Genomic DNA, 25,105 nt, shown 5'->3' on the forward strand with positions numbered 1-25,105 from the left:
ACGCTGCGGACGCGAGGTCCGAAAGCGCGATCACTCGATGATGGCGGCGACGACGCCGGCGCCGACGGTGCGGCCGCCTTCACGGATGGCGAAGCGCAGCTTCTCCTCCATGGCGATCGGAACGATCAGGTGCACGTCCATCGACACGTTGTCGCCCGGCATCACCATTTCGGTGCCTTCGGGCAGCGTGCACACGCCGGTCACGTCCGTCGTGCGGAAGTAGAACTGCGGGCGGTAGTTGGTGAAGAAGGGGGTGTGACGGCCACCCTCTTCCTTCGTCAGGATGTAGGCCTCAGCCTTGAACTTGGTGTGCGGCTTCACCGAACCCGGCTTACACACGACCTGGCCACGCTCCACGTCCTCGCGCTTGGTGCCGCGCAGCAGGATGCCGACGTTGTCGCCGGCCTGGCCCTGGTCGAGCAGCTTGCGGAACATCTCGACGCCGGTGACGGTCGTCTTGACGGTCGGACGGATGCCGACGATCTCGACTTCTTCGCCGACCTTGATGATGCCGCGCTCGACACGGCCGGTCACCACGGTGCCACGGCCGGAGATCGAGAACACGTCTTCGATCGGCATCAGGAACGGCAGGTCGATGGGACGCTCGGGCTGCGGGATGTAGGCGTCGACCGCCTCCATCAGCTTCAGCACCGCGTCGCGGCCGAGCGCCGGATCGCCGTTCTCGAGCGCAACCAGCGCCGAGCCGCGGATGATCGGGATGTCGTCGCCGGGGAAGTCGTACTTCGAGAGGAGCTCACGCACCTCCATCTCCACGAGCTCGAGCAGCTCGGGATCGTCGACCATGTCGCACTTGTTCAGGAACACCACCAGCGCCGGCACGCCGACCTGACGGGCGAGCAGGATGTGCTCACGGGTCTGCGGCATCGGGCCGTCGGCCGCCGAAACCACCAGGATCGCGCCGTCCATCTGCGCCGCGCCGGTGATCATGTTCTTCACATAGTCGGCGTGCCCGGGGCAGTCGACGTGCGCGTAGTGGCGGTTGTTGGTCTCGTACTCAACGTGAGCGGTCGAGATCGTGATGCCGCGCGCCTTCTCTTCCGGCGCCTTGTCGATCTGGTCGTACGCCGTGAACGTCGCGCCGCCAGACTCCGCAAGGATCTTCGTGATCGCAGCCGTCAGAGACGTCTTGCCGTGATCAACGTGACCGATCGTGCCGATGTTGCAGTGCGGCTTCGAGCGGTTGAACTTCTCTTTGGCCATTTCTCTCTCTCACTCTCGGTCAGCGCCCCGCGCGGGCCGCCGAAAAATCCGCCGTGGGATAGGGGGTTTCAGAAGCGGATGCAAGAGGCGGGACAATCGCGCGCAAACCGTCCGCTCGCGCGCGCACGCGCGAAAGCCGGTCCGGCAAGGCCGCGGTGCGCCTCCCTCCCCGCCTATCCACCTTCGCCGGGACAAGCCTCAGAGCCACGCCCGACGCCATAAGGCGTCGCGGCGATGAAGGCGTTCAGCGCGTCAGCAACGCCCGTCGATTTCGCGCGGACGATGAACGAGAACGGCTCGTTCCGCACCTTTCCGTCCGGCGTCATCATGCAGTGCGGCCAGACCGGGACGAGGCCCATCTTCTGCGACAGGTACTGAACGGTGCCGAGCCCCGAGCCGAAGGCGAACGGGCCTTCTCCCTCCCCCGCGTCACGGACCCGGCGGGCATTTTCCACATCGTCCGATGTGCCGATGATGGTCACGTTGGCGATTTGATCGTGCGCGATGCGGCTGCGGGCATCGACATCCGCCGTCGAGCCGGCGATGACCATGATGGTCCGCCCGGCAAGGTCGGCCGCACGTGTCAGCTTCCCGGCGTCGGCCTTGCGCACGCCGAAGGCGCGCAGCACGAAATAATAGTGATTGGACCACACGCCCGCCGCGCCCGTCTCTTGCCGGCGCGTGGCGAGGTCGGCGATGCCCGAGGCGGCGATGTCGCAGGCGTCGGCGCCGGGGCGTGTCCACAGCCCGTCGAAATCCGCCACCTCCACTGGTTGGAACCGGAGCCCCTGTGTCGCGGCGAAGGCCTTCAGATAGTCCACGTCCCATCCCTCCCAGACGCCGGCGTCGGACTTGCCGACGAAGGGCGGGAAGGTGGCGAACATGCAGACCGAAAGCGTGCCGGCCGCCAGCGTTTCGACCGGCGCGGCTGCGAGCGGCGGCACGGCCATAGCCGCCAGAATCATCCCGGCCGCAAAACCGACGGCCCCACGTCGAGCTGCCCGCACGCACGTCTCCCCAAAGCTGTGCCGGGACAATAGTCGAGCCGGCCGAACGCGCAATGCGGCGGTATCGACAGGCGCGAGAGATCGCCGCCACGCTGGCGCCTTGCCCCTGCGTCCGCGAACCGTCACAGTGCGACGGTCTTTGCTGACCTCAAGGAAATGCAGGGGCCCACCGCCAGCACGGGTGCGACATGAGCCCTGACATGTCCCCTCTATCCAGTTCTCCTCTTTCCTGCGCGCCGGACGACCTGCTGTCCGCGTCCGACGTGCGCGATATTGTAAGGCTGCTGGGCGATGTCATCGTCTCGCGCGCGGACTTCTCCTGCGTGAAGCGGCAACTCATAGACGGCATCTCGACGCTGGTCGGCGCCGACGCATGGACCTGGAGCCTCGGCTGCTTCGCGGAGCCGGGCGCGCAACCGGTCTATCTGGGAATGGCCCATGGCGGCTTCGACGAGGCGCGCTATGGCCGCCTCCTGCTCGCCGCCGCCCATCCAGACATGGCCTGGACGTCGGCAAAACTGCTCGGCGAGATGCGCGCGTGCAACGCCCATGTCACGCGGACGCGCCAGCAGATCGTGGAGGAAGCCACCTTCGTGGCATCGGGCGTCGGCAACCACCTGGCTGACGCGGATATCGGCCCCTTCATCTTCTCGCTGCGCCCCATCGACGAACGCGCCGTGAGCACCATCTCCATCTTCCGGCGCCGGGAAGCCGCTCCGTTTTCCGAGCGGGAGGCGCGGATCGCCCACATTCTCCTCAGCGAGTTGCCCTGGCTGCACGAGCAGGGATGGCCGAGCGACCGCGGCGCCAGCGTGCCCCGCCTCTCTCCCCGGCTGCGCCTGGTGCTGAACCTCCTGCTCGACGGCCGCACGCGCAAGGAAATCGCCGTCGGCCTCAACCTGTCCGAATACACCGTCGCGCAATACCAGAGGGCGGTCTATCGCCACTTCGGCGTCCGCTCGCACGCCACTTTGCTGAGGCGGTTCCAGATGGGCGACGGCGGCGACCGCCGGCCGGCCGCGCAGGAAGCGGGCTGACGACCGCAGTTCCGGCCCCATCCCTCAAATGAGGGAATAGGAAGAGGTCCGGCGTGTTTGGTATGCAGGGATTCAAGCTTCAGCGTCGGCGGGACGCCGGTGTTGAGCGCAGACCGTTTCGCGCGCCAGCACGTGCCTCCGGTGGGAGCACGCAGTCCTGCACGTTCAATTCAAATTGAACGCTTGCTTTTATAGTTACATCATACCGTTATCGTCGAATTTTGATTATTTATACAGCGTAGCAGCAGCGATAAATTGCTGATACGTTGCTTATTTACTTGTCCCGGGGAAGAAAAGACATGCGTCCATCGCGGCGTGAGTTCGTGACCTGGGTGGCCGCCAGTGGGATCACGCTGGCCATGAGCCGCATTGGTACGGGGCGGGCCGCCGGCTTCAACGCGAGCCAGACGCTCCCCGGCACGGTCGCGTCCCGCCTTTCCGGCTCCGCGGCTGGGCGGATCGACGCCTTTGCCAAGGTGACGGGCGCCAAGCTCTACGCATCGGATTTCCGCGCGGCGGACATGGAGGGCTGGCCGGCGACGACCGCCCATGCCCTGCTGCTGCGTGCCGCCGACGCCACCCATGTCTTCACGGGCCTCGATTTCTCCGCTCTGGAGACCGGCGCCCGGCCGACGCAGATCGTGACGGCGCAGGATCTGGAGCGCGCCGGGATCCGCGTGCCGCCCTTCTATGCCGGCGACCTGCTCTGCCCGGCGGGCAAGACGCCGCTTTATCTCGGCCAGCCGCTGGCGCTGCTCTTGTTCGAGAGCTTCGACGCCTATGACCGGGCGCGATTGATCCTGCGCGAGAAGAATCCCGCCCGCTTCGGCACCGAGACCGGCCCCGTGGCGCAACCGAACTACGCGGCCCTGCGCTTCACCCGTGTGGCCGGCGACACGCCCGGCGCGCCGGATGTCTATTCGCCGCTGATCGAGGGCTGGATCAGCCCCGGCGTCTTCGAGCCCGGCGGCCGGCCCATCTGGCGCCCGCTGCCCACCGAGGACGGCGGGCAATACAAGAAGGGCGCCATCCATGGCGAGGCCATCCGTGCCCTCATCGCCGCCGGCGGGCCGGGCATGCTGGTGCTGGACCAGCGCTTCCGCACTCAGTCCGTGGACCCCATGTTCCTGGAACCGGAGGGCGGCCTCGCCTGGTACGATCCGCAGGCGAAGGCGCTCAGGCTGGTGATCGGCGTCCAGTCGCCGCTGGAGGCGAACGAGGAGCTGGCCCACCTTCTGGGGGAGGCGACCACGGGGTTCCGCCCCGAGCGGATCGAGAGCCATTTCGCCCATTTGGGTGGCGGGTTCGGCGGCCGTGACCATACTCCGTTCCCGCTCTACGTGGCGCTGGCCGCCTTGTTCCTTCCGGGACGGCCCATCCGCCTCGCCCATGACCGGTTCCAGCAGTTCCAGGGCGGCATCAAGCGCCACGCCTTCGACATGCACACGCAGGTGGCGTTCGACCGTGCCACGGGGCGGATGCAGGCGTTTGCAGCCGACCACATCCTCGACGGCGGTGGCCTCGCCAATTACTCGGCCAGTGTCGCCGCCGTTTCGGCCACCTCCGCCATTGGCATCTACGACATTCCGAAGGTGGATGTGACCACCCTTGCCGAACACACCCGCGGCGTCACGGCCGGGTCCATGCGCGGCTACGGTGTGCTCCAGACCACCACCGCGCTTGAGACGCTGGTGGACGAGGCGGCGCAAGCGCTGTCGATGGACCCGATCGCCCTGCGGCGGCGAAATCTGCTGAAGGCCGGCGATCTCACCATGACCGGCAATCCGTGGACCGTCTCGATCCGCACGCCGGAGATCCTCGACAAGCTCGAAGGCCACGCCCTGTGGCGGGGCCGTGATGCCGCGCGGAAGGCGGCACCGGGCGGAACGCTGGTCGGCACCGGTGTCGCGGTCTGCGCGAAGGACTACGGGACTGGGGCGGACTGCTCCCTCGGCCGGGTGGAGATCGATCCGCAGGGGCGCATACACATCTATTGCGACGCGGTGGAGATGGGCAACGGCATCGGCACAGCGGTGGCGAACCGCGTGGCGGGGCTGCTGGGGCGGCGGGCGGACGCGGTCTCCGTCGCCCGCATCGATGCGTTCGATGAACTCGGGCTCGTGACCTCCGGCGATCCATATACCATCACGCAGAAGGAGCAGGATGAGGCCGCCCGCAATCCGCGCTGGGTGCCGGCCATCAGCTCGGCCACCAGCGCCTCCATCGGTGCCCATGTGGGCACCCAGGCCGCGGCCGAGGCGGCGCGCCTCATCTTTCGCTTCGGCCTGTGGCCGGCGGCGCTCAGCCTGTGGGGCATCGGCCAGGACGATCCGCGCCGCTTCCTCTGGCAGGAAGCGTTCTGGCACGAGGACGTGCTCATCCTCTCCGGCCTGCCGCCGCTGAAGCAGGAGAAGGTGGCCGCCCGTGCCCACGAGATGGGCGGCCTCACCGGCGCCATGGCCCACGCCTTCTCCCGCTGGGCATGGGCGCAGGCCGCCTTTCCGCTGGACGGGTTCGACTGGGTGGTCGACCTCGATGCGCTCGCGGTGCGGCGCGGCGGTGGCGCATTCAAGGTGCTGGACCGCAGCTTCATCGCCTTCCCGCCGGCGAGCTACAACCGGATCGGCACCTCGTTCACATCGAGCTGCGGCACGCTGGTCAAAGTCGAGATCCAGAAGGCGAGCGGCGCCGTGCGGGTGTCGCAGGCGTACAGCGTGCTGGAATGCGGCGAGGTGCTCACGCCTGAGGTGGTGGTCGGCCAGGCGCAGGGCGGCTTCGCCATGGGCCTCGGCTACGCCTTGCTCGAAACCCTGCCGCCGTTCGAAAACGGACCCGGCAATGGCCGCTGGAACCTCGGCGACTATGTGGTCGCGCGCGGCTCCGATCTGCCCCTCCACGCGCTGGAGGTGGAAGTCTTGCCACGCGTTGCGCCGAACGAGCCGCCCAAGGGCATGGCCGAGGTGGTCATGATCCCGGTGGTGCCCGCCATCCTCAACGCCATCCACGATGCCACCGGCCATCGTTTCCGTGCCTTGCCCGTCACGCCGGACGATGTCCGGCGGGTGCTGTGAAGGGAGACGCCCGTTGCCCCCGGTCTCGCTCACCATCAACGGTCGCAGCCACGGACCCGTCGAGGTCCGCGAGAGCTTGAGCATGAACGACTTCCTGCGGGAAGTGCTGGGCATGACCGGCACCAAGTTCGGCTGCGGCGCCGCCCAATGCCTCAGTTGCGCGGTCATCGTGGATCATGCGGACGGCACCAGCTCCACCACCCCCACCTGCATCGCGCCCGCCACCGACTTCGACAAGCTCGCCATCCGCACAGTCGAAGGCCACGCGAAGAATGGCGAGCTGACGCCCCTGCAGAAGAGCTTTGTCGCCCACTTCGCTTTCCAGTGCGGCTATTGCACCCCCGGCTTCCTCAACGAGGGGCAGGTGCTGCTGGAGCGGCTGGAACGGGCCCCCATTCCACGGGCTGATCTGGAGCGCACCATCGCCGAGGCCCTCGACGGCCATCTGTGCCGCTGCTCCGGCTACGTCAAATACCACCAGGCGGTGCGCGATGTTGTGCTCTCCGACCCCAAGCGCTTCCTGACCTGAGGGGCTTTCGATGCTGTTCGACAGGCGCCTCGCAACGATCCTGCCCGCGGTGGCCCTCGCCGGGCTGCTGGCGGCGGCCGGGATCGCGCTTTCCGCACCTGCCAAAACGCTGGCGCCCCCAGAAGCCTTCGCCGCGATCGCCGATCCGGCGCAACGCTCGGCGGCGTATTTCAGCGAGTTGAGCAAGGTGCTCACCCATCCGCGCTGCACCAATTGCCACCCCGCCACTGATCGGCCACGGCAGGGGGACGCAGCACGTCTTCACCAGCCGCCGGTGACACGCGGCGCCGACGGGTTCGGCACCGCGAGCCTCAGGTGCGGCATCTGCCATCGCGGCGAGAATTACGCACCCGCCGGCGTCCCCGGCCATCCCGAATGGCATCTCGCGCCCGCCGAAATGGCCTGGGAGGGCAAGAGCCCGGCCGAAATCTGCAACCAGATCAAGGACCCGCGCCGCAACGGCGGTCGGTCTCTCGCCGATCTCGTCACGCATATCGGCGACGACACGCTGGTCGGCTGGGCCTGGCATCCGGGCGGCACGCGGACACCAGCACCGGGCTCGCAACGGGAAGCGAAATCCCTGGTCAAAGCGTGGGTCGAGAGCGGCGCCGCCTGCCCCGAATGATCTGCCCCGGACGGTCTGCCAAAGCGGCCCGCGCAAAGAGCATATGGAGGAGGAAACGATGAAATACCTTCCAGTCGGATTGGCCGTGGCGGCCGCGCTCGCCGCAATGCCGCTACCCGGCGCCCTGGCGGCCGAGCCACCGGCCTATCTCAAGCCCATTGCCGGACCGCCGCAGCCACCCTCCGCACAGGATCTCGCCACCCGCAACGTCCTCCAGCTCAACACCACCATGTTCTCACTCTACGAGAACGCCGGCGCCGCCTTCCGCCGCAACATCCTCGCCAACCATCCGGTCATTCTGGCGCTGTTCTCGGGCGCGGGCGGGCGCATGATCCTCTACCGGCCCGGCCAGCCGCCGCTGGAGGCGCCGTCCGTGCCGAAGGCCTATCAGGTGATGAAATCGCTGGGCCACAGCGCCATGGCCATCTCCGAGGTCGTGCTGCCCTATGTGGACACGCCGACCGACACTTCCTGGGTCGCGCCCATGCGTGCCTATCTGAGCGAGATGAAGAGCGCGCTGGAGACGATCGGCGCGGCGGAGATGCCCGATGCTTGGCGCGCCAATTCCCGTGCCATCCTTGAGAACAACATCGCCTTCATGGAGGACAGCCTCGCCAAGGGTGTCGTCACCCTCGATGCCGTGCAGGCCTATGCCAAGACGCAGGCGCCTGTCCTGCGCAACGCCATCGCCTGGGCGGCCCAGACGCAGGTGAAGCACTGGATGGGCGTGCTGGACGGTTGGAAGAAGGAGCTGGGCGGCAGCTTCGATCAGGTCTATGGCGCCAGCAATACCATCTATGTGGCGCGCCAGAACAACGTGCTCTACAGCGTTCTCGCGCAATACTTCGGCGAGAAGGCCATCAACGACCGCCTGTTCCTGATCGAGACCGTCTCCTTCACCACCACGCCGGAGGACATGCTCACCGCCGTGGTGCGTATCATCTCCGACCGCTCGGTGGGCGGGCTGTTTTTCAATAACGACCGGCTGATGGACTACGAACTGATGGGGGGCGACGCCCGCAAGGCCATCATCGCGGAGATGAAGGCGCGCGGTCAGGAGCCGTTCCTGCCACCGCAGGTTCCGTTCGGCTCGAAGCAATGGCCGGCGCTGATCTCCGGCGGATCGGGCGCAGCGTCCCTCGACGATCTCCATTGAGCGGCGCCCCGGGCACGGAATGCCCGTGCCCGGGGCCATCCACACAGGAAGGTGAGACATGCGCGCACCGATCTTCGCCCTCCTCCTCGCCGCCGTCGCGGCACTCACACCCGCCCGCGGGTCGGCGGGCGAGGCGGCAAGCACGGACTGGATCACCGGCCTGCCACGGCAGGACATTCCCGTCGCCGCATGGCCGGGCGGCAGGAAAGTCGCCGTGTTGTTCGTCCTTTACGTGGAGACGTGGGGGCACGGACAGGGCCCGAACTTCCGCCCGGACATGACCGGGCGCACGCCCGATCTGGTGGATGAGGGTTTTCGGCAATATGCGATCAATTTTGGCCTGCCCCGCACCGGCCGGCTGTTCAAGGAGATGGGCGTTCCCCTGAGCCTCGCGCTCAACGCCCAGTTCCCGAAAGCGCAGCCGCAGGTGTGGTCGGCACTTCGGGCGCTTGTTCCATCTGCGCCGATCATCGCCCACGGGCTGAACAATTCCACTGATCTTCTGCCCCTGTCTGAGGGGCCTGCGGCGCAGCGGGCCTATATCCGCAGGACGCTCGACATGATCGAGGCGGACACGGGCGTGCGCTCCAACGGCTGGTCCAGCCCGAGCGTCTATCCAGATGCGCAGACGTTCGAGGCGACCGCCGCCGAAGGCATCCGCTACACCCTCGACGGCATGGATTCCGACGTGCTGGCGCGGCTCGACACCAAGCCCACACCGCTGGTGCTGGTGCCCTACCCGCCCAGCGTGGTGGACATGGGCCAGTATCTCTCCCGCTTCAAGGAAGCCGACGACCTCGCGCGGCTCTGGATCGATTATGTGCGCGAGCTGGCGCGCGAGGCGAAGGCCGATCCGGCCCGGCCGGCGACCGTGGTCGCCATCGGCATCCACCCCTTCGTCGTCGGTACGCCGGCCGGTGCTGCCGCCCTTCGGCGGGTGCTGGAGGCGCTCAAGGCCGAGGACCAGGTCTGGCTGGGCGACACGGACGCCCTGATGCGGGCCGCCGGGCAGCCCTTCTGAACCGCCCTCCCCTCAGACGGCAGCCCGACTCGTCAATCCCGCGCGCCACTGGGTCGGTGTCATCCCCGCCCAGCGACCGAAGGCACGCACGAAATTGCTGTGCGCGGAGAAGGACAGGGCGAGCGCGATATCGCCCACCGGCAGGTCGGTCAGCGCGAGCAACTCCTGCGCGGCGCGGAAACGCACCTCGGCGCGGATGGCGACGAAGGATGATCCCGTCTCCCGCAGGCGCCGGTTGAGCGTGCGGGGATGAAGATCGAGACGCCGTGCCACGGCCTCAAGGGAGAAGGCGTCCTGCATCAGAAGCGGCTTCATCTGGTGCAGCAGCGTCGCCGCCGAATCCGCCGTATCGATGTGCATCATGGAGGCGAGCTGCGCCAGGAATGCCTCGTAGCGGGCCGCGTCGGCGCCGGGATTGGGGAGCCGGAGGTCGGCGCGGGGAAAGACCACGCACGACTGGTACTGATCGAAGCGCACGCGCGCGCCGAGAAGGGTCTCGAAGAGGCTCGGGTCGGCCGGCGCGCGATGGCAGAGCAGCACTTCGACGATGCGTCCCCGGTTTCCGGTCAGCGCCCGGACGATGTTGACGCCACAGCCCATCGCATAGCCATAGGCCTGGCGCGCGCCGGGATCATGCCGGGCGTAGATGCCGTAGCCCAGCACAACGTCATCTCCCAACGGATAGAAATAGACAGAAGCGCCGCGCGACAGGCCGATCTGGACTTGAACATAGCTGCGCAGCGCGTCGCCCAGCGTCGGGCTCGCATCCATCAGCCGCCCGATCCGGCCCAGCGAAAGATGGTCGTAGCGAGTCCCGAGCAAGAGGCCGAAGTGCTCAAACCCGGTCGCGCGCGCACAATTGGCGAGGAACTGCAGGCCTTCACTGTAAGGAATGAGGGTATCCGGCTCCAGCTCTTCCGCATTGAAGGACAGACCGGTGCAGGTATCCCGGGGATCGGCGCCAAGTTCGCGCAGCAGGTCCGCCGCGCCCGATAGACCCCCAACCCTCTGCATCGGCACATGCGTCATGCCATCACCTGATTGTGTGCTGTCGCGAAAAGATAAACGTCACGCTTTCGCTTCGTATAGCGTCCGGCCGCGCCGCGCGAGGGGTGATTTGCGACGGCTGTTCGACACGGGGGGATTCGCCATGACGGTTTCGAGGCGTTCAGTTTCTTTGGGCCTTGGCGTTCTCGGCGCTGGCGCCGCCTTGGGGCCTGCCGCAGCCGAGGGCTTGATCCATGAATTGACTGCAGACGTCGAAGATCTGCGTGCCGCATCGGAAGCCTATATCTACGGCTACCCGCTGGTGACCATGGAAATTACGCGCCGGGTCATGACGAATATCGCCGCGCCGGAGGGCACCCGAGCCCCCATGGGGCAGCTGGTGCGTATGCGGTCCTATCCCGATGCGAGCTTTCGCGACGTCACCGCCCCCAACGCCGACACCCTCTACACCACCGCCTGGCTCGACGTGGGCAAGGAGCCGTGGATCGTCAGCATCCCCGACATGAAGGGACGCTACTTCCTCTTCCCCATGCTCGACGGCTGGACCGACGTATTCCAGGTGCCCGGCACGCGCACCACCGGCACCGGCGCACAAACCTATGCCATCACCGGCCCGGGCTGGAAGGGCACGCTGCCGGCCGGCGTCGTCCAGTACAAGTCGCCGACGTCCATCGTCTGGTTGCTCGGCCGCATCTACTGCACCGGCACGCCGGAGGATTACGCAGCGGTTCATGCGCTACAGGACGCCTGCAAGATCTATCCCCTCAGCGCCTGGGGCAAGGACTACACGCCGCCGGCTGGTACAGTGGACCCGGGCATCGACATGAAGACGGCGGTGCGCGACCAGGTGAACGGCCTGAGCGGCGTTGAATATTTCAAGCTGCTGGCGGACCTGCTCAAGACCAACCCGCCCGCCGCCGCCGACGCGCCCATCCTGCCTCGGCTCGCCGCCATCGGCATCGTGCCCGGCAAGGATTTCGATCCCAAGGCGGCCGACCCCGCGGTGCTCAACCGGGTGCCGAAGTTCAGCTTCGACCGCATCATGCTGCACTTCGTGACCGGGCCCGAAATCAAGAACGTGAACGGCTGGCGCTTCACCACCGCCACCGGCATCTACGGCACGGACTACATCCAGCGCGCCCTCATCACCGCCATCGGCCTCGGCGCCAACCGGCCGGAGGATGCAGTCTATCCGACCTCGCTGAAGTCCGGGGGCGGCCTGCTGGCGCGCAAGTATGACGGCTCGAAGAAGTATGTCATGCACTTCCCCAAGGGACAGTTGCCGCCGGTGAAGGGCTTCTGGTCCCTGACCATGTATGACGAGAACTACTTCTTCGTCGCCAATCCGCTCAACCGCTATTCGATCAGCGCTCGGCAGAACCTCAAGACGAATGCCGACGGCTCGGTCGATCTCTACATCCAGCACGACTCGCCCGGCGCGGACAAGGAATCCAACTGGCTTCCGGCGCCCTCCGGCGCGTTTGTCCTCATGCTGCGCATGTATTGGCCGAACCCGAAAAAGCCTTCGATCCTCGACGGAAGCTGGAAAATTCCCGCCGTCACGGCGTCCTGATGTCACCGCCGCATCAAGCGGCAGTGGTCAAACGCAGGCGATGCGCGAGGACGACCGGTGGCAGCAGCGTCACCTGTCGTCTCGCGCGCATCATTGAGCAATCGTGAGCAGTTCCCATCGGCCCGGCTGGGTTGCCGGATTTACCAAAAGGAAGACGATATGACGTTTCGCACCCTGAAGCTGGCCATCGTTGCCGCCAGCCTCGCCGCCGCCCTGCCGGCGGCCGCCCAGACGCCCGACGGGCCGAAGCCCGAGGCGATTGACGTCGTGACCTTGCCGGGCCTCGGCAGCGCCACCATCCTCTCCTACAAGGTCCGCTTCGTCTCCGCCGACCCCGCGACCCGCAATGTCGTGCTCGAGACCCCGGCCGGCAAGCGCTGGGCCGTCGTCGCCCCGCCGCTGGTCGGCGACCTGCGCGCATTCCGCAATGGCCAGAGCCTGCTGATCCGCAAGCTGCCCGGCGTGGTTACCGCCATCGCCAAGGCCGGCAAGGAGCAGCCCGCGGTGATCAACGAAGTCGTGGTCAATGACGGCCTGCCGGGCCTGCCCGAGGGCTTCGGCCTGCGCGAGGTGACCATCGTCGCCCCCGTCGTCGCCACCGATCCGGCCGCCGGCACCGTGAGCTTCCCGGGCCCCGACGGCTACCTGCGCACCCTGAAGGCCGCCAACGGCAAGGTCCTCAGCGACCTCCAGACGCTGCAGCAGGGCACCAATGCGAAGTTCACCTTCGTGGAGGGCCTGGCGATCAACGCGCTGCAGTGATCGTCCGCGCGATCGTTTGACCGATTGAGACCTCGACCTCGGTGGGGTGTGCGATGACGGCCCCGGGCCGGAGCGCAGCGAGGCGAGGTCTCAGGCCGTCAGGGGCTCCGAACGCCCCTGACGGCCGCTTTCGTTTTGGAGCTGGCGCTTGGCGCGGTCCTCGCGGGCGAACTGCGCTCGCCAGGCGAATCACGCATCCGTCAGTCACAGCCCCGGCAATGGGAAGGCCGCGGCCGCAGTGGTGCGAACCGGAACTCGGGAAGAGCATTCTGAAAGAAGGCTGGAGCGGGTGAAGGGAATCGAACCCTCGTATTCAGCTTGGAAGGCTGCTGCTCTACCATTGAGCTACACCCGCATTCCGGCTGGCTTACCATGCCGGTCCGTAGGGCGGAAGAGGTGGCGGGTGGCCGGCGCGGCCGGCCCCGTCCTGCTTCCGCGGACCGGCTGACACCGGCCCCACGCCCTTTCGAGCGCATTGCGACGACGGGTGGTGGAGGGGGTTGGATTTGAACCAACGTAGGCAGAGCCAACGGATTTACAGTCCGTCCCCTTTAACCACTCGGGCACCCCTCCATGACGACGCCCGTCATCGCGGACCTTCATGCCGGAGCAGGAAGGCTTCGAGCCGGACTGGTGATGCAGGAAAGCCCCAGCGGCCCAAGGTGACGCAGAGCGCAAGCTCAAATCGCCATCCGAGGCCGGGTTTATGTGAAAACGCCGTGCCGAAGTCAACCGGAAATCGCCCCACCATGCGCTGCAATCCGCGCACCTGTGGACGGCTTGGCCGGGCATGCCGCAACATGGCGCACCGAAACGCCTCTGCGAACCCCGTCGCCCCTTGCGCGCGGCTGCGGGGTCTGACAAAGCCACGGCATGTCTGATCGTCCGCCCCGCGAACCGCGCCGCCCCGGCGCCCGCCCGCCCTTCGCCGGCCGCGGTGGCCCACGCCCCTCCGGCGCGCCCTTTCCCCCGCGCAAGGGCAAGGGCGGCGGCAAGCCGCCCCCGTGGGCCGGCGCCGACGACGTCGCCCTGCTCTATGGCTGGCACACGGTCGCCGAGGCCATCGGCAATCCCAAGCGGCGTTTCCGCAAGCTGATGGCGACGGAAAACGCGATCAACCGCCTGGCCGAGGAGGGTCTCGTGCCTCCGGTCACGCCCGAGGTGGTGCGCCCCGGCGACATCGACAAGCTGCTGGGGCCGGATGCCGTGCATCAGGGCCTCCTCGCGGAGGTCGATCACCTGCGCTCTCCGCCCCTGAAGGACCTCGCGCAGAGCGAACTGCTCCTCGTGCTCGACCAGATCACCGACCCCCACAATGTCGGCGCCATCGTGCGCTCGGCGGCGGCCTTCGGGGTCAGCGCCATCGTCACCACAGCCCGCCACAGCCCGGCCGCCACCGGCGTGCTGGCGAAGAGCGCCTCGGGCGGGCTGGAGCATGTGCCGTTCTGCCTCGTGCAGAATCTCTCCCGGGCCCTCACCGAGCTGAAGGACAACGGCATGCTGGTGGTCGGCCTCGACAGCGAGGGGCCGGCGGACATCGAGGATACACGGTTGCGGGCGCCCCTCGCCCTGGTTCTGGGTGCCGAGGGCAAGGGCCTGCGTCAGCTCACCCGCGAGACGTGCGACGTGCTCGCCCGCATCGACCTGCCCGGCGCGATCAAGAGCCTCAACGTCTCGAACGCGGCCGCCCTGGCGCTGGGCATCGCCCGACGCGCGATGAAGAGAAGCTGAAGCGGGGCGGGCCGCCGGCGGTGCTGCGATGCTGCGGCGCACGCATTTTTCGCCTTGCACCTAAGACCAATGACCAATCGTAAGGTGGCCACACCTTCGCCATGATACCGCTCGGCGCGCCGTGCGCGCCCAGCCCTGCGGGATATCCGCGCGCCAACAATGACGCGGAACCCAGAGGGTCTACCGGAGGAACGCCCTGAGAACCGTCGCACCCCCGCGTGCGCACGGCGCTGTGGGCTTGCGCCGAAAAGACCCTCTCTCGCAGGACCTGTTGGGTCCGACATCCGCCGGCGGCGGAGCCCCGAAGCGATGGGAGGGAGTGGTTCCATGAGCGTGACAACAGCGGGGGCGGCAGCAAAGCCTCGTCCCATGAGCCGGGAGGAGAAGAAGGTTATCTTCGCCTCGTCCCTCGGCACCGTATTCGAGTGGTACGACTTCTATCTGTACGGCTCGCTGGCCGCGATCATCGGCGCGCAGTTCTTCTCGGCCTATCCGCCGGCCACCCGAGACATCTTCGCCCTGCTGGCCTTCGCCGCCGGCTTCCTGGTGCGCCCCTTCGGCGCCATCGTGTTCGGCCGCATCGGCGATCTCGTCGGGCGCAAGTACACCTTCCTCGTCACCATCCTCATCATGGGCCTGTCGACCTTCATCGTCGGCATCCTGCCCAACGCGGCGTCCATCGGCATCGCCGCTCCGATCATCCTGATCGGCCTGCGACTGCTGCAGGGCCTTGCGCTCGGCGGAGAGTATGGCGGCGCCGCGACCTACGTGGCGGAGCACGCCCCGCATGGCCGCCGCGGCTTCTACACCTCGTGGATCCAGACCACGGCGACCCTCGGCCTGTTCCTGTCGCTGATCGTGATCCTGTTCACCCGCACCATCGTGGGCGAGCAGAATTTCGCGGCCTGGGGCTGGCGCGTGCCGTTCCTCGTTTCCATCGCGCTGCTCGGCATCTCGGTCTGGATTCGTCTCCAGCTCTCCGAATCGCCGACCTTCCAGAAGATGAAGGAGGAGGGCACCACCTCGAAGGCGCCGCTCTCGGAGGCCTTCGGCCAGTGGGGCAACCTCAAGGTCGTCCTGATCGCGCTGTTCGGCCTCGTCGCCGGCCAGGGCGTGGTCTGGTACACGGGCCAGTTCTATGCCCTGTTCTTCCTGCAATCGATCCTCAAGGTCGACGGCTACACCTCGAACCTGCTGATCGCGTGGTCGCTGGTGTTCGGCACGATGTTCTTCGTGTTCTTCGGCTGGCTGTCCGACAAGATCGGCCGCAAGCCGATCATCCTCGCCGGCTGCCTGATCGCTGCGGCGAGCTACTTCCCGCTGTTCAACATGATCACCACCTACGCCAACCCGGCGCTGGAAAAGGCGATCCAGAACATCCGGGTCACGGTGGTGTCTGATCCGGCGAACTGCGGAAGCCTGTTCAACCCGGTGGGAACCCGCATCTACACCCAGCCTTGCGACCTTGCCCGCGACTTCCTCGCGAAGTCCTCGGTGAAGTACTCGACCGAGGCCGGGCCCGCCGGCTCCCCGGTGCAGCTGAAGATCAACGATACGGTCGTGCCCTACTCGCCGGACTTCAACAAGACGGCCCTCGCGGCGCTCCAGGCGGCGGGCTACCCGTCGGCGGCGACCAACAAGGACGTGGTGAAGATGGCGCATCCGTTCGACATCTTCCGCCCGCAGGTGGCGGCGGTGATCGGCCTGCTGTTCATCCTCGTGCTTTTCGTGACCATGGTGTACGGCCCGATCGCGGCAGCTCTGGTGGAGCTGTTCCCGGCCCGTATCCGCTACACCTCCATGTCGCTGCCCTACCATATCGGCAACGGCTGGTTCGGCGGCCTGCTGCCGGCCACCGCCTTCGCCATGGTGGCCGCCACCGGCGACATCTACTACGGCCTCTGGTACCCGATCGTGATCGCGCTGATGACCTTCGTCCTCGGCCTTCTGTTCGTTCCCGAGACCAAGGATCGCAATATCGATCACTGGCACTGAGGACACGCGCGGCCCGCCGCGCGTCACTCACCGATCGAACGGCTCCGCCCCCGGGCGGGGCCGTTTTCATTTCCCCCGGCCTCCGGCTTGTTCAGCCATCGAGGCGCTGGTAGATCATGGGCCGTAGCCGGGTTAGCACAGCGGTAGTGCAGCGGTTTTGTAAACCGAAGGTCGGGGGTTCGATCCCCTCACCCGGCACCATTCCCCCCTTCGCCGACATTCATCGACGTAAATAAAATGGCGCCAATACAGGATTTTCAGCGGGATCGGCGTTAGCGGGCGTAAGCCTACAGGTGTTGGCATTCAGTGGATTTGTTGGCATGATTGTTGGCATCGTCAGGTGCCAACAAATCCGGATGCCAACAATATGGCGCTTTCTGATGTCGCCGTTCGTTCCGCCAAGCCCCAGCCGCGTCCCGTGAAGTTGTCTGACGGAGGCGGCCTCCACCTGCTGGTCACCCCCACGGGCGGCCGTCTTTGGCGCCTGGCTTACCGATTCGAAGGGAAACAGAAGCAGCTCGCGCTCGGCGCCTACCCGGCAGTTGGGCTCGCCGACGCCCGAAAGGCACGGGACGCGGCAAAGGCGGCTTTGGCGGGGGGCGTCGATCCAGCCGCGAAGGCAAAGGCGGAGAAAGCTGCGCGTCAGACGGCGGCAGCGAACACGTTCAATCTCATCGCCGACGAGCTTCTGGAAAAGCTGGCTCAGGAAAATCGGTCCGCCACAACGCTGGACAAGGTCGCTTGGCTGTTGGGGTTCGCCAGGGAGGAACTTGGAAATCGTCCAATCTCGGAGATCACCGCAGCGGAGGTGCTCTCGGTGTTGAAAAAGATGGAGGCACGGGGCCGACATGAAAGTGCCGGCCGGCTCCGATCGACTATTGGACGCGTTTTCCGATATGCGGCTGCGACAGCTCGCACGGATCGAGATCCGACCCTCGCCTTGAAAGGGTCTCTCGTCACCCCGACGGTCGTGCATCGTCCGGCGGTGACCGACCCGAAAGCTTTTGGCGCCCTGCTTCGGGCCATTGCCGGCTTCGACGGGCAACCCACGACAAGAGCTGCACTGCAGCTCATGCCGATCCTCTTTCCGAGGCCTGGCGAACTCAGGATGGCGGAATGGAGTGAGTTCGACCTCGAAAAGGCCGAATGGACCATTCCGGCGGCGCGCATGAAGATGCGACGTCCGCATCGGAGCCCCCTGCCCCGACAGGCAGTAGCGATCCTCAAGCGGCTGCACCAGATCACAGGACGGGGAAGGCTCGCCTTCCCCTCGATCCGCACCGTGCTCCGCCCGATCAGCGAAAACACGATGAACGCGGCCCTGCGACGGCTAGGCTATGCGAACGACGAAGTCACCCCTCACGGCTTTCGGGCCACCGCGTCCACGCTGCTGAACGAGAGCGGCCTATGGCACGCGGACGCCATCGAGCGCCAGCTTGCCCATCTCGACGGCAATGCAGTTCGAAAAGCATATGCCCGCGGCGAGCACTGGGATGAGCGCGTCCGGATGATGCAGTGGTGGGCGGATCACCTCGACGCATTGGCGACCAAGGCATTGGAAAAGGATTAGGGCAATGGTCAAGTTTAATTTGAACGCGACCTATCCGCCCTACGCTGGTGACCTAGCTACACCGATCGCTCCTGTACCCGAGCGAATTCCCCTTTCTTCGAGCGAGGGCGTTCAGAATTTAATCTCTGATATGCATAAAATTCAGCTGTCCGAATACGCGCGAAAATTGGGTCTTCTTCTGGACTTCTACGGCATCCCGCGGGATGCCGATGGGGCAAGAGATCTACTTTTGTTAAAACTTGTCGACCACCACGTTCCCGGCATGAGAGTGGAGAAAAAAACGAGAAGTGGGCCAAGTCAAAAATGGACGGCGGAAGCCCGTCTTTCACTATTCACAACCGTGCAGGCGCTGTTGGCCGAGGGGCGGTCTGAGGCCGCGGCATGCAGGGCCGTCCATCAATCGGGAGCCTTTGGATCCAGATCTGCTGTGAGCTTGCAGCGCCGCTACGCCGAGGCGCGCGATGAGCCAGCTGCACAAGGATTGCTGTCTATATTCGCCCAACTACCAGAGGGAAGCGACGCTGTGGACTTGTGGAAAAAGGCCGCTGAGGCGTGGCTTCCTCCCCATGCAAAATCCGCGGATTGAATTTCGCTATAGCAAATTTGCACGGCCTGATTTTGCAACATTGATTGCCGGCGCCCCCGCTGGCCTGCTCACGAAGCATTCATGGTTCTAAATGCTCGTGAGGTTAAGATGTCGATCGGCAGCACCGAGCCCGCGCTCCAGACGAACGAGGCCGCGAGCGGTCGCCCGCGCTTCCAAGAGATCAAGCACTTCTGCGCGGAAAACAACGTCAGCCATGTGACCACCTACAAGCTTATCAATGAGGGCGCCATCGAAGCGGTCAAGCTCGGGCGGAAAACGCTGATTGTTGTGGAATCGGCGGACGCCTGGGCAGCATCGCTCCCGCGGATGAAGCCTAAGACGCGGGCGGCTTGATCGATGGCCGCAACGAAAAACCCCGCGCCGGGGTGGGATCGGCGCGGGGCTCTTGGGACTGCGGTTCGGGCGAACGGCGACCATGAGCTTCCCTCTTCCACCTCCCTGCCTCAACGCACCGCGCCTCCGCGCCGGCCCGTCCGGCCGCGCGTAGTGCTGGATAGCGGGCTCGTTGCCGGGTCGGGCGACGGGTCTTTGGGCCGGCGCTTGTTCTGGCTCGAAGCGACTGACGAGAACGGCCAGAGCACCGTCGTGGCAGATTCCTTCTCGCGTCGCGATCTTCACTGGCTTGCCCTGCAGTACCAGCGCGCCGGCTGGCTCGTGGTCGATCGGACGGGAGGCGCGTCATGACAGCTCCTCCCGAAATGGACGACCACGTCGCGCTCGCCAATCAGATTGCACGCGAGGCCGCAGTGTCCCTGCTTGCGCAATGCTTACGCCCTCACGGCGAGCTGTCGGGAATGACCGACCAAGAGGTGTGCGATCGCGCCTTGCTGGCGGTTCGCAACTGCGCCGGGGCCGTTTACCCGCGCGGCGAGGCCGGCGGAGGGGATCTCGCTGGAGGCTTTCGAGATTTCGTCGGCCTGCTCTTCCTCCGCGAGTTCAATCGGCTCTGTGCGGCTTGGCGGACCGAGGGAGGTCGGGCATGACGGCCGCCCATCCCGACCACGCCATCGCTCGCGACCTCGGAGACCTCATCCTCGCCGGCTGCGGTGTCGGCGAGGCAGCGGCTGACAATTTCGCGCAGCTTCGCGACTTCATCGCCCATGAGGCGCTCGACCTGCGGCTCTTCGATACGTTGGCCGGTTCATTGACGCTGGCCCGCTGCGCATTCTCTCCGCCGCCTCGGCGGTTTCTCATCGATCCCGCTGGTGAACTGGCGGTGGTTATCGAAGCGCTGGAGATCGAGCACGGCGAACGCTGGATCGTTGATCACGTCGCGTGGCCCGTCGATCGACCGTCCGAGTTCGCGATGGCGGCCGGCCGCGCCGACTTGCTGGGCTCCGATCAGGTGGACAATCCGGCGTCGTTCTTCGGCGGACGGCCGCTGTTCGTCCACCGGCACCCGCTTTCCTGGCTCCGCGCTGGCTGCTGCGGCGTCGTCGTGCTGGACGAGCGGCGCGCCGGAGCCCGGCTGGCCGGAGCACTGGGCAACCTGCTGGCAGAGGATCTGGACCACGCTCGCGAGCTCCACCGCCTCATGGGCCGGGCGTTCCCGACGAGCCGGATCCGCGTGCCGGCTTCCTCCATTCACCGGGGGGCCGCGTGACCCACGACCTGTCGCTGGATGAGGCCGACGATCTGGAGCGGCGGGAACGGCGGCGCAGCAGTGCGCAGAGCCGCTCGGAGCAGGCAGCAGATCCTCGGTTCGGCGCAGCGCCCATTGATGCACGACATCCCGACAGTAGCGGGGAGCTGACGGCCGATGATATCGCACGCTTGGCGCCGATGCTCGATGCCTCAGTTTTCGATGGGGTCGAGGTGCCGGAGCGCGAGTGGCACGTCGAGAACTACATCCCAAGAAAGACGGTGACCATCCTCTCCGGCGATGGCGGTACCGGGAAATCCACCCTGGCGATGCAGCTTGCGGTGTGCACCGTCTTGGGGCGACCGTGGCTTGGCATGCCGGTGGAGAAGGGGCCGGTTATTTACGTTGCTGCCGAAGATGATCTCGACGAGCTCCATCGCCGGTTCGCGGCAATCGTCGACGATCTCAGTTTGAACTTCAGCCACTTGGTCGGAGCTGGGCTCCAAATTATTCCGTTGGCCGAGTGCGAGGATGCTTTGCTGGCGGTGCCCAATAAGGCCGGCAATCTTGAACCGACGCCGCGTTTTCACGCTTTGATGAAGCGAGTGGAAATGGTTCGACCCTCGCTTCTCGCGCTCGATACCAAGGCAGACCTCTTCGGTGGTGACGAAATCAAGCGTGCGCACGCCCGGCAATTCATCGGGCTCCTGCGGTCGCCCTCGATCCGGCTGCAGTACACCACGCTGCTGCTTGATCATCCTTCCGCCAGCGGCCTCGCGCGCGGCGACGGCGGTTCCGGCTCTCTCGGTTGGGGGAACTCGGTTCGCAGCCGGCTCTATTTCGAGCGCATGAAGGGGGAAGATGGCGGTGAGGCCGACCCGGACGTGCGCCGGCTAGCCACCATGAAGGCGAACTATGCTCAGAAGGGCCTCGAGCTGCGGGTTCGCTGGCAACGCGGCGTCTTCGTGCCGATCCCGGTACAGGGCACGGCAGCATATGGTGCGCAGGCTGCTGCGGACCACGCCGAGGAGGTGTTCTTGCGGATGCTTACGACGTACATCGCCGAGAAACGCGACGTGAGCCATAATCCCAGCAGAACGTTCGCTCCGGCCGTCTTCGCGAAAGACCACCGAGCAGAGGGATTGAAGAGCGTCACCCTGAAGCAGGCCATGGACCGTCTGTTCGAGAAGCGGAAAATCGCGGTGCATGTGGGCGGATCGCCCTCGCGCCCCCGCCATCGGATCGTCCTCGCCGGAGCCTGATCGAAGATCTTCCAACGCCTTCCAACGCGGCACATTTCCCTTCCAACGCCTTCCAACCCCTTCCAACGTCCCCCTCTGCGCCTTCCAACAGGCGGCGAAAACGGTTTCCAACGCCCTGCTTCTGCCTTCCAATGGGGCTCGAAACCTTCCAACGCCCCTGTCTTCCAACCCCCCATACCCCCTGCGCCCATAGAGGGCGCTGCGCTGCCCCTCTGGAGAGGGCGCTACGCCCTCGGGCGGGATGCTCATCTATCGATGCACTGTCATCATCCCTGAGAAAGGGGAAGCGGGTCGAGCACGGCAGCAGCTACCAGAATGTCCGGAAACAAGGTGTGGATTATGGTGGATCGCTCCTGAAGCCGGGGGAATTGGGGGTGTGGGAGTGAGGTAGGTTCACCGCGCAACACCTCCGAAACAACCCCGCCGCTGACCTCCGGAGCCCGCTGGCGCCCATTCAGCGCGTCCGGCGAGGTCAGGGCCGTCCGGCGCCGCGTTTGACTCTGAGCGGCCCTCCTAGGCGATTTGCACGCGCGCCTTCATCCGGCGTCGGCAGGAAGCGCTTGGCAGGCGGAGCGGTGGGCGGAGCGCCGGGATCAGCCGGGGCCAGGCGCTTGCGGAGCCGGGCGACGCCGGCAGCGGTCCATCCTTCGGCGCCGTTGACGCTCGGAACGCCCTCGGCTTCCAGTGCTGCGGCCACCGCGCGGAGGGACCGGCTGCCGTCGGGATCGATGCGGGCAGATGTCGAAGCCCCTGCTAGAGGCCTTCGAGCCAGATGACCCCCTGGGCCCATTCCAACTCATCGCTCGGCTTGACCTTCCAAGCGACCACAGCGGTCATCGGATGCACGAGCAAACCGCCGCCATACTGCTGAAACATCGCGCGATGGATCGATGCATCATTCTCGCACGGGGTCAGTCTGTCGAAGCCTTGAGCGAGCAGCACCCCCTCCAGCACCGTGGCCGAACTGCCCGGCGGAAAACGAGCCGCTAGGCGATTGGTCAGTTCACCATGCCTCTCCAACGGCTCCGCGGCGCCCCGCTTGCGATAGTCGTAGATGAGGATGCATCCGCCGATCCGCCAGTCGCCTCCTCCGCCGTCCCCGCTTCCGTCCCTCTGAAGTAGCGGAGGCGTAGGCGGGGACAGCGGGAGCCCGAAGGCGGCCAGGTAGAGCCACAGGAAGCCGGCTCCGACGAAGACCAATCCAGCGATATTGAGCGCTTTCATGCTTCGGCGCTCCGCTCGCCGTCCACCCGCTGCACCGCCGAGACGCCGATGCCGAGGGTGCGCGCCACCTTGAGCACGCCCATCCCGTCGGCCCGAAGCTGACGGATGCGCGCTTCGACCGCCGGTCCGACTGTCGGCCGGCCCAGACGTTTGCCCTGTGCCTTCGCCCGGGCAAGGCCGGACTTCACGCGCTCTTGGATCATCGCGCGTTCGTACTCGGCGAACACGCCCATCATCTGAAACATGGCCCGGCCAGAGGGCGTCGAGGTGTCGAGAGCCTGCTGGTGCAGGTAGAGATCGGCGCCGCGGGCATGGAGCTCGCCGAGGAACGCGATAAGGTCGGCCATTGAACGGCCCAGGCGGTCCACCGACCACGCGGCCACCATGTCCACCTCCCGGCGGGTCACGGCCTTCAGCATTGCATCGAAGCCTGGCCGCTTGTCGCGACCCTTGGCGCCGGAGATCCCCGCGTCCTCGAAAGTAGTCATCACCTGCCAGCCGGCCTTTTCAGCGACGGCTTCCAGTTCGCGGCGCTGGTTCTCGGTCGTCTGACCGTCGGTGCTGACGCGCAAGTAAAAGGCAACGCGACGGCGGGGTTTCGGAGACATGGAAGCGGCTCCAGAGTGGGCGCGGTGAACATACCGATTATGATTGATTACGGTATGTGCGCAAGGGCCTTCGCAAAGCATTGCGGCGCAAGGGCGCACACGGCCCAATTCCGCCGGCCTTTTCGGTATGGCCTCGAATGCGTCACGCCCGTGGCAGACGAGCGGCCACGCGCTGCCCCCACGATCCGCAGATCGCACCGAAGCTCGGCGTCGCTCAACCCATCCGCCCAGCCAGTGCTTGGGAGGCCGTGCATCTCCGCGCCGGTCCACGGTCAGGCTGCTGGCGCCGGCCGCAGCGCACCTGCCCAGCGACCAAGGGACCGGTGCGCAGGGACGCGCCTCTCATCCTGACCCGAACTGGCTGCCCCGCTACGGCCGTGCCTAGCCGGCGATCGATGACTGCGCGGGTCAGTTGCCCGCGGTCGGCGAGGCACCCCCTACCCCGGGCACTTCGCACGCGAGAAAGCGCGGGAGGGGTGGGGGGCAAAAACCGGGCGCGCCTTCGGGGCTCCTGCTTCGCCCACGCAACAGACCCGAAAATCATCCGGGTTCAGGATTTTTCTGGCTCGGAAATCGTCCCGGAAAAGTCCGCGTCGCCCCTGCTCAGCGGTGGTTCAGTTCGCGGCACACCTCGATGACATGGTTCATGACCGCCCGCACGCGGGCTGCGCGCCTAAGGTCCGGGTGAACCACGAGCCAGAGCTCCCGCGAGACCTCGCCCTCCATCACGCAAGTGAGGTCGTCCTGCCTTGCCAGCACGTGAGGGAGAGCGGCGAGGCCGATGCCCGCGCGCACCGCCGAGATGAGGCTGGAGAGATCGTTGCTCTGAAACACGACGGGGCGACCTTGCGCCACCGTTTCGAGCCAGATCTGCTGCGGGGAGCGAGCCAGTTCCTCGTCATAGCCCAGATAGACGCGGCGCGGCTCCGGCGTCGCCTCCACATAGCCCCGTGCGCCATAGAGTCCGTAGGCGAGGCTGCCCAGGCGTCGGGCGACCAGCCCCTTCTCCTGCGGTCGCGACAGGCGAAGTGCAAGGTCCGCCTCGTTCCGAGACAGGCGCGCGGCGGCAGGTGTGCCGGAAACATCGACTTTGAGGTCGGGATGGCGAGCGAGCAGCGGCGCGAGGCGTGGCACCAGCCAGTGGCTCGCAAGCGTAGGCGGCGCGCTGATCCGGACCCGCCCGACGATCCCCGGTGCGGCGCCGGATGCGAAGCGCTGCACCCCGTGCACCGCCTGTTCTACGAGGCCTGCGCGATCCAGCAGCCGCTCACCGTCGTCGGTGAGCGCATATCCGCGTGGCAGCCGGTCGAAGAGCTTCAGGGCAAGCGCTTCTTCCAACGCGGCGATGCGCCGGGCGACGGTGGAATGGTCGGCATCAAGCTGCCGCGCGGCCTTGGACAGGCTCCCGGACCGCGCCAGCTCGACAAAGAAGCGAAGGTCGTCCCAGTTCAGCATCGGCACGTCTGCGCAAAAATCACCAGAGAGTGCGCATTTATCAGGAATTTCTGCCCAGAAC

At 66.3% G+C, this 25,105-nt stretch carries 22 protein-coding genes and 3 tRNA genes; 17 read left to right on the top strand and 8 right to left on the bottom strand.

Annotation, left to right across the window (positions count from 1 at the left end; genetic code table 11):
* Positions 1–30 precede the first annotated feature (30 nt).
* Positions 31–1,221, bottom strand: coding sequence for an elongation factor Tu (gene tuf, locus ACT54R_RS15285; protein ID WP_229645841.1), 1,191 nt, complete (start codon positions 1,219–1,221; stop codon positions 31–33).
* 173 nt (positions 1,222–1,394) lie between these two features.
* The gene (locus tag ACT54R_RS15290) at positions 1,395–2,171 is read right to left on the bottom strand and encodes a substrate-binding periplasmic protein (protein WP_476327620.1); all 777 of its coding nucleotides are present in this window, start codon (positions 2,169–2,171) and stop codon (positions 1,395–1,397) included.
* Positions 2,172–2,428: 257 nt separating this feature from the next.
* Between ACT54R_RS15290 and ACT54R_RS15295 the strand changes: the two genes are divergently transcribed.
* The 6 genes from ACT54R_RS15295 to ACT54R_RS15320 all read left to right on the top strand — a co-directional run bounded on the left by ACT54R_RS15295 (position 2,429) and on the right by ACT54R_RS15320 (position 9,667).
* Positions 2,429–3,265 carry a helix-turn-helix transcriptional regulator gene (locus ACT54R_RS15295; RefSeq protein WP_476327622.1) on the top strand — a complete coding sequence of 279 codons (837 nt, stop codon included), beginning with the start codon at positions 2,429–2,431 and terminating at the stop codon, positions 3,263–3,265.
* Positions 3,266–3,564: 299 nt separating this feature from the next.
* Positions 3,565–6,336 carry a xanthine dehydrogenase family protein molybdopterin-binding subunit gene (locus tag ACT54R_RS15300; protein WP_476327624.1) on the top strand — a complete coding sequence of 924 codons (2,772 nt, stop codon included), beginning with the start codon at positions 3,565–3,567 and terminating at the stop codon, positions 6,334–6,336.
* 13 nt (positions 6,337–6,349) lie between these two features.
* Positions 6,350–6,865, top strand: coding sequence for a (2Fe-2S)-binding protein (locus tag ACT54R_RS15305; RefSeq protein WP_476327626.1), 516 nt, complete (start codon positions 6,350–6,352; stop codon positions 6,863–6,865).
* A 10-nt stretch (positions 6,866–6,875) separates the two neighbouring features.
* Positions 6,876–7,490 (top strand): Isoquinoline 1-oxidoreductase subunit, encoded by a 615-nt coding sequence (locus tag ACT54R_RS15310; RefSeq protein ID WP_476327627.1) that lies wholly within the window; start codon positions 6,876–6,878, stop codon positions 7,488–7,490.
* Between the two features lie 58 nt (positions 7,491–7,548).
* Positions 7,549–8,646 (top strand): hypothetical protein, encoded by a 1,098-nt coding sequence (locus ACT54R_RS15315; RefSeq protein WP_476327629.1) that lies wholly within the window; start codon positions 7,549–7,551, stop codon positions 8,644–8,646.
* 58 nt (positions 8,647–8,704) lie between these two features.
* Positions 8,705–9,667, top strand: coding sequence for a polysaccharide deacetylase family protein (locus ACT54R_RS15320; RefSeq protein WP_476327631.1), 963 nt, complete (start codon positions 8,705–8,707; stop codon positions 9,665–9,667).
* Positions 9,668–9,679: 12 nt separating this feature from the next.
* Here the strand turns inward: ACT54R_RS15320 and ACT54R_RS15325 are convergent, their stop codons facing one another.
* On the bottom strand, positions 9,680–10,696 hold the full coding sequence (locus ACT54R_RS15325) for a helix-turn-helix domain-containing protein (RefSeq protein WP_476327633.1): 1,017 nt from the start codon (positions 10,694–10,696) through the stop codon (positions 9,680–9,682).
* Between the two features lie 121 nt (positions 10,697–10,817).
* Between ACT54R_RS15325 and ACT54R_RS15330 the strand changes: the two genes are divergently transcribed.
* A complete protein-coding gene (locus tag ACT54R_RS15330) occupies positions 10,818–12,248 on the top strand; it encodes a DUF1254 domain-containing protein (protein ID WP_476327635.1) in 1,431 nt (476 codons plus the stop codon).
* Between the two features lie 159 nt (positions 12,249–12,407).
* Entirely contained in the window at positions 12,408–13,010 is a 603-nt protein-coding gene (locus tag ACT54R_RS15335) for a hypothetical protein (protein WP_476327637.1), read from the top strand.
* A 281-nt stretch (positions 13,011–13,291) separates the two neighbouring features.
* On the opposite strand, the gene ACT54R_RS15340 is transcribed toward ACT54R_RS15335, so the two are convergent.
* Positions 13,292–13,365 (bottom strand) — tRNA-Gly (locus tag ACT54R_RS15340).
* A 133-nt stretch (positions 13,366–13,498) separates the two neighbouring features.
* Positions 13,499–13,583 (bottom strand) — tRNA-Tyr (locus ACT54R_RS15345).
* A 300-nt stretch (positions 13,584–13,883) separates the two neighbouring features.
* On the opposite strand from ACT54R_RS15345, the gene rlmB reads away from it, so the two are divergent.
* The 9 genes from rlmB to ACT54R_RS15390 all read left to right on the top strand — a co-directional run bounded on the left by rlmB (position 13,884) and on the right by ACT54R_RS15390 (position 21,757).
* A complete protein-coding gene (gene rlmB, locus ACT54R_RS15350; protein ID WP_476327639.1) occupies positions 13,884–14,741 on the top strand; it encodes a 23S rRNA (guanosine(2251)-2'-O)-methyltransferase RlmB in 858 nt (285 codons plus the stop codon).
* Between the two features lie 327 nt (positions 14,742–15,068).
* Positions 15,069–16,736 carry an MFS transporter gene (locus ACT54R_RS15355; protein WP_476327641.1) on the top strand — a complete coding sequence of 556 codons (1,668 nt, stop codon included), beginning with the start codon at positions 15,069–15,071 and terminating at the stop codon, positions 16,734–16,736.
* A 126-nt stretch (positions 16,737–16,862) separates the two neighbouring features.
* A tRNA-Thr gene (locus ACT54R_RS15360) sits at positions 16,863–16,937 on the top strand.
* A 166-nt stretch (positions 16,938–17,103) separates the two neighbouring features.
* Positions 17,104–18,306: a tyrosine-type recombinase/integrase gene (locus tag ACT54R_RS15365; RefSeq protein WP_476327643.1), complete on the top strand. Its 1,203-nt coding sequence runs from the start codon at positions 17,104–17,106 to the stop codon at positions 18,304–18,306.
* Between the two features lie 4 nt (positions 18,307–18,310).
* Complete coding sequence (locus ACT54R_RS15370) at positions 18,311–18,892, top strand: hypothetical protein (RefSeq protein ID WP_476327645.1); 582 nt, start codon at positions 18,311–18,313, stop codon at positions 18,890–18,892.
* A gap of 108 nt (positions 18,893–19,000) precedes the next feature.
* The gene (locus tag ACT54R_RS15375; protein WP_203197057.1) at positions 19,001–19,246 is read left to right on the top strand and encodes a helix-turn-helix domain-containing protein; all 246 of its coding nucleotides are present in this window, start codon (positions 19,001–19,003) and stop codon (positions 19,244–19,246) included.
* A 347-nt stretch (positions 19,247–19,593) separates the two neighbouring features.
* Complete coding sequence (locus ACT54R_RS15380) at positions 19,594–19,896, top strand: hypothetical protein (protein ID WP_476327647.1); 303 nt, start codon at positions 19,594–19,596, stop codon at positions 19,894–19,896.
* Positions 19,893–20,516 carry a hypothetical protein gene (locus tag ACT54R_RS15385; RefSeq protein ID WP_476327649.1) on the top strand — a complete coding sequence of 208 codons (624 nt, stop codon included), beginning with the start codon at positions 19,893–19,895 and terminating at the stop codon, positions 20,514–20,516. Before ACT54R_RS15380 ends, ACT54R_RS15385 begins: the two co-directional genes overlap by 4 nt.
* Positions 20,513–21,757: an AAA family ATPase gene (locus ACT54R_RS15390; protein WP_476327651.1), complete on the top strand. Its 1,245-nt coding sequence runs from the start codon at positions 20,513–20,515 to the stop codon at positions 21,755–21,757. Before ACT54R_RS15385 ends, ACT54R_RS15390 begins: the two co-directional genes overlap by 4 nt.
* A 753-nt stretch (positions 21,758–22,510) precedes the next feature.
* Here the strand turns inward: ACT54R_RS15390 and ACT54R_RS15395 are convergent.
* The 3 genes from ACT54R_RS15395 to ACT54R_RS15405 all read right to left on the bottom strand — a co-directional run bounded on the left by ACT54R_RS15395 (position 22,511) and on the right by ACT54R_RS15405 (position 25,044).
* Positions 22,511–22,981, bottom strand: coding sequence for a hypothetical protein (locus ACT54R_RS15395; RefSeq protein WP_476327653.1), 471 nt, complete (start codon positions 22,979–22,981; stop codon positions 22,511–22,513).
* The gene (locus ACT54R_RS15400; protein ID WP_476327655.1) at positions 22,978–23,589 is read right to left on the bottom strand and encodes a recombinase family protein; all 612 of its coding nucleotides are present in this window, start codon (positions 23,587–23,589) and stop codon (positions 22,978–22,980) included. The genes ACT54R_RS15395 and ACT54R_RS15400 overlap by 4 nt, the downstream gene beginning before the upstream one ends.
* A gap of 603 nt (positions 23,590–24,192) precedes the next feature.
* Entirely contained in the window at positions 24,193–25,044 is an 852-nt protein-coding gene (locus ACT54R_RS15405; RefSeq protein ID WP_476327657.1) for a LysR family transcriptional regulator, read from the bottom strand.
* Positions 25,045–25,105 lie beyond the last annotated feature (61 nt).

Source organism: Xanthobacter sp. DMC47 (assembly GCF_056313845.1).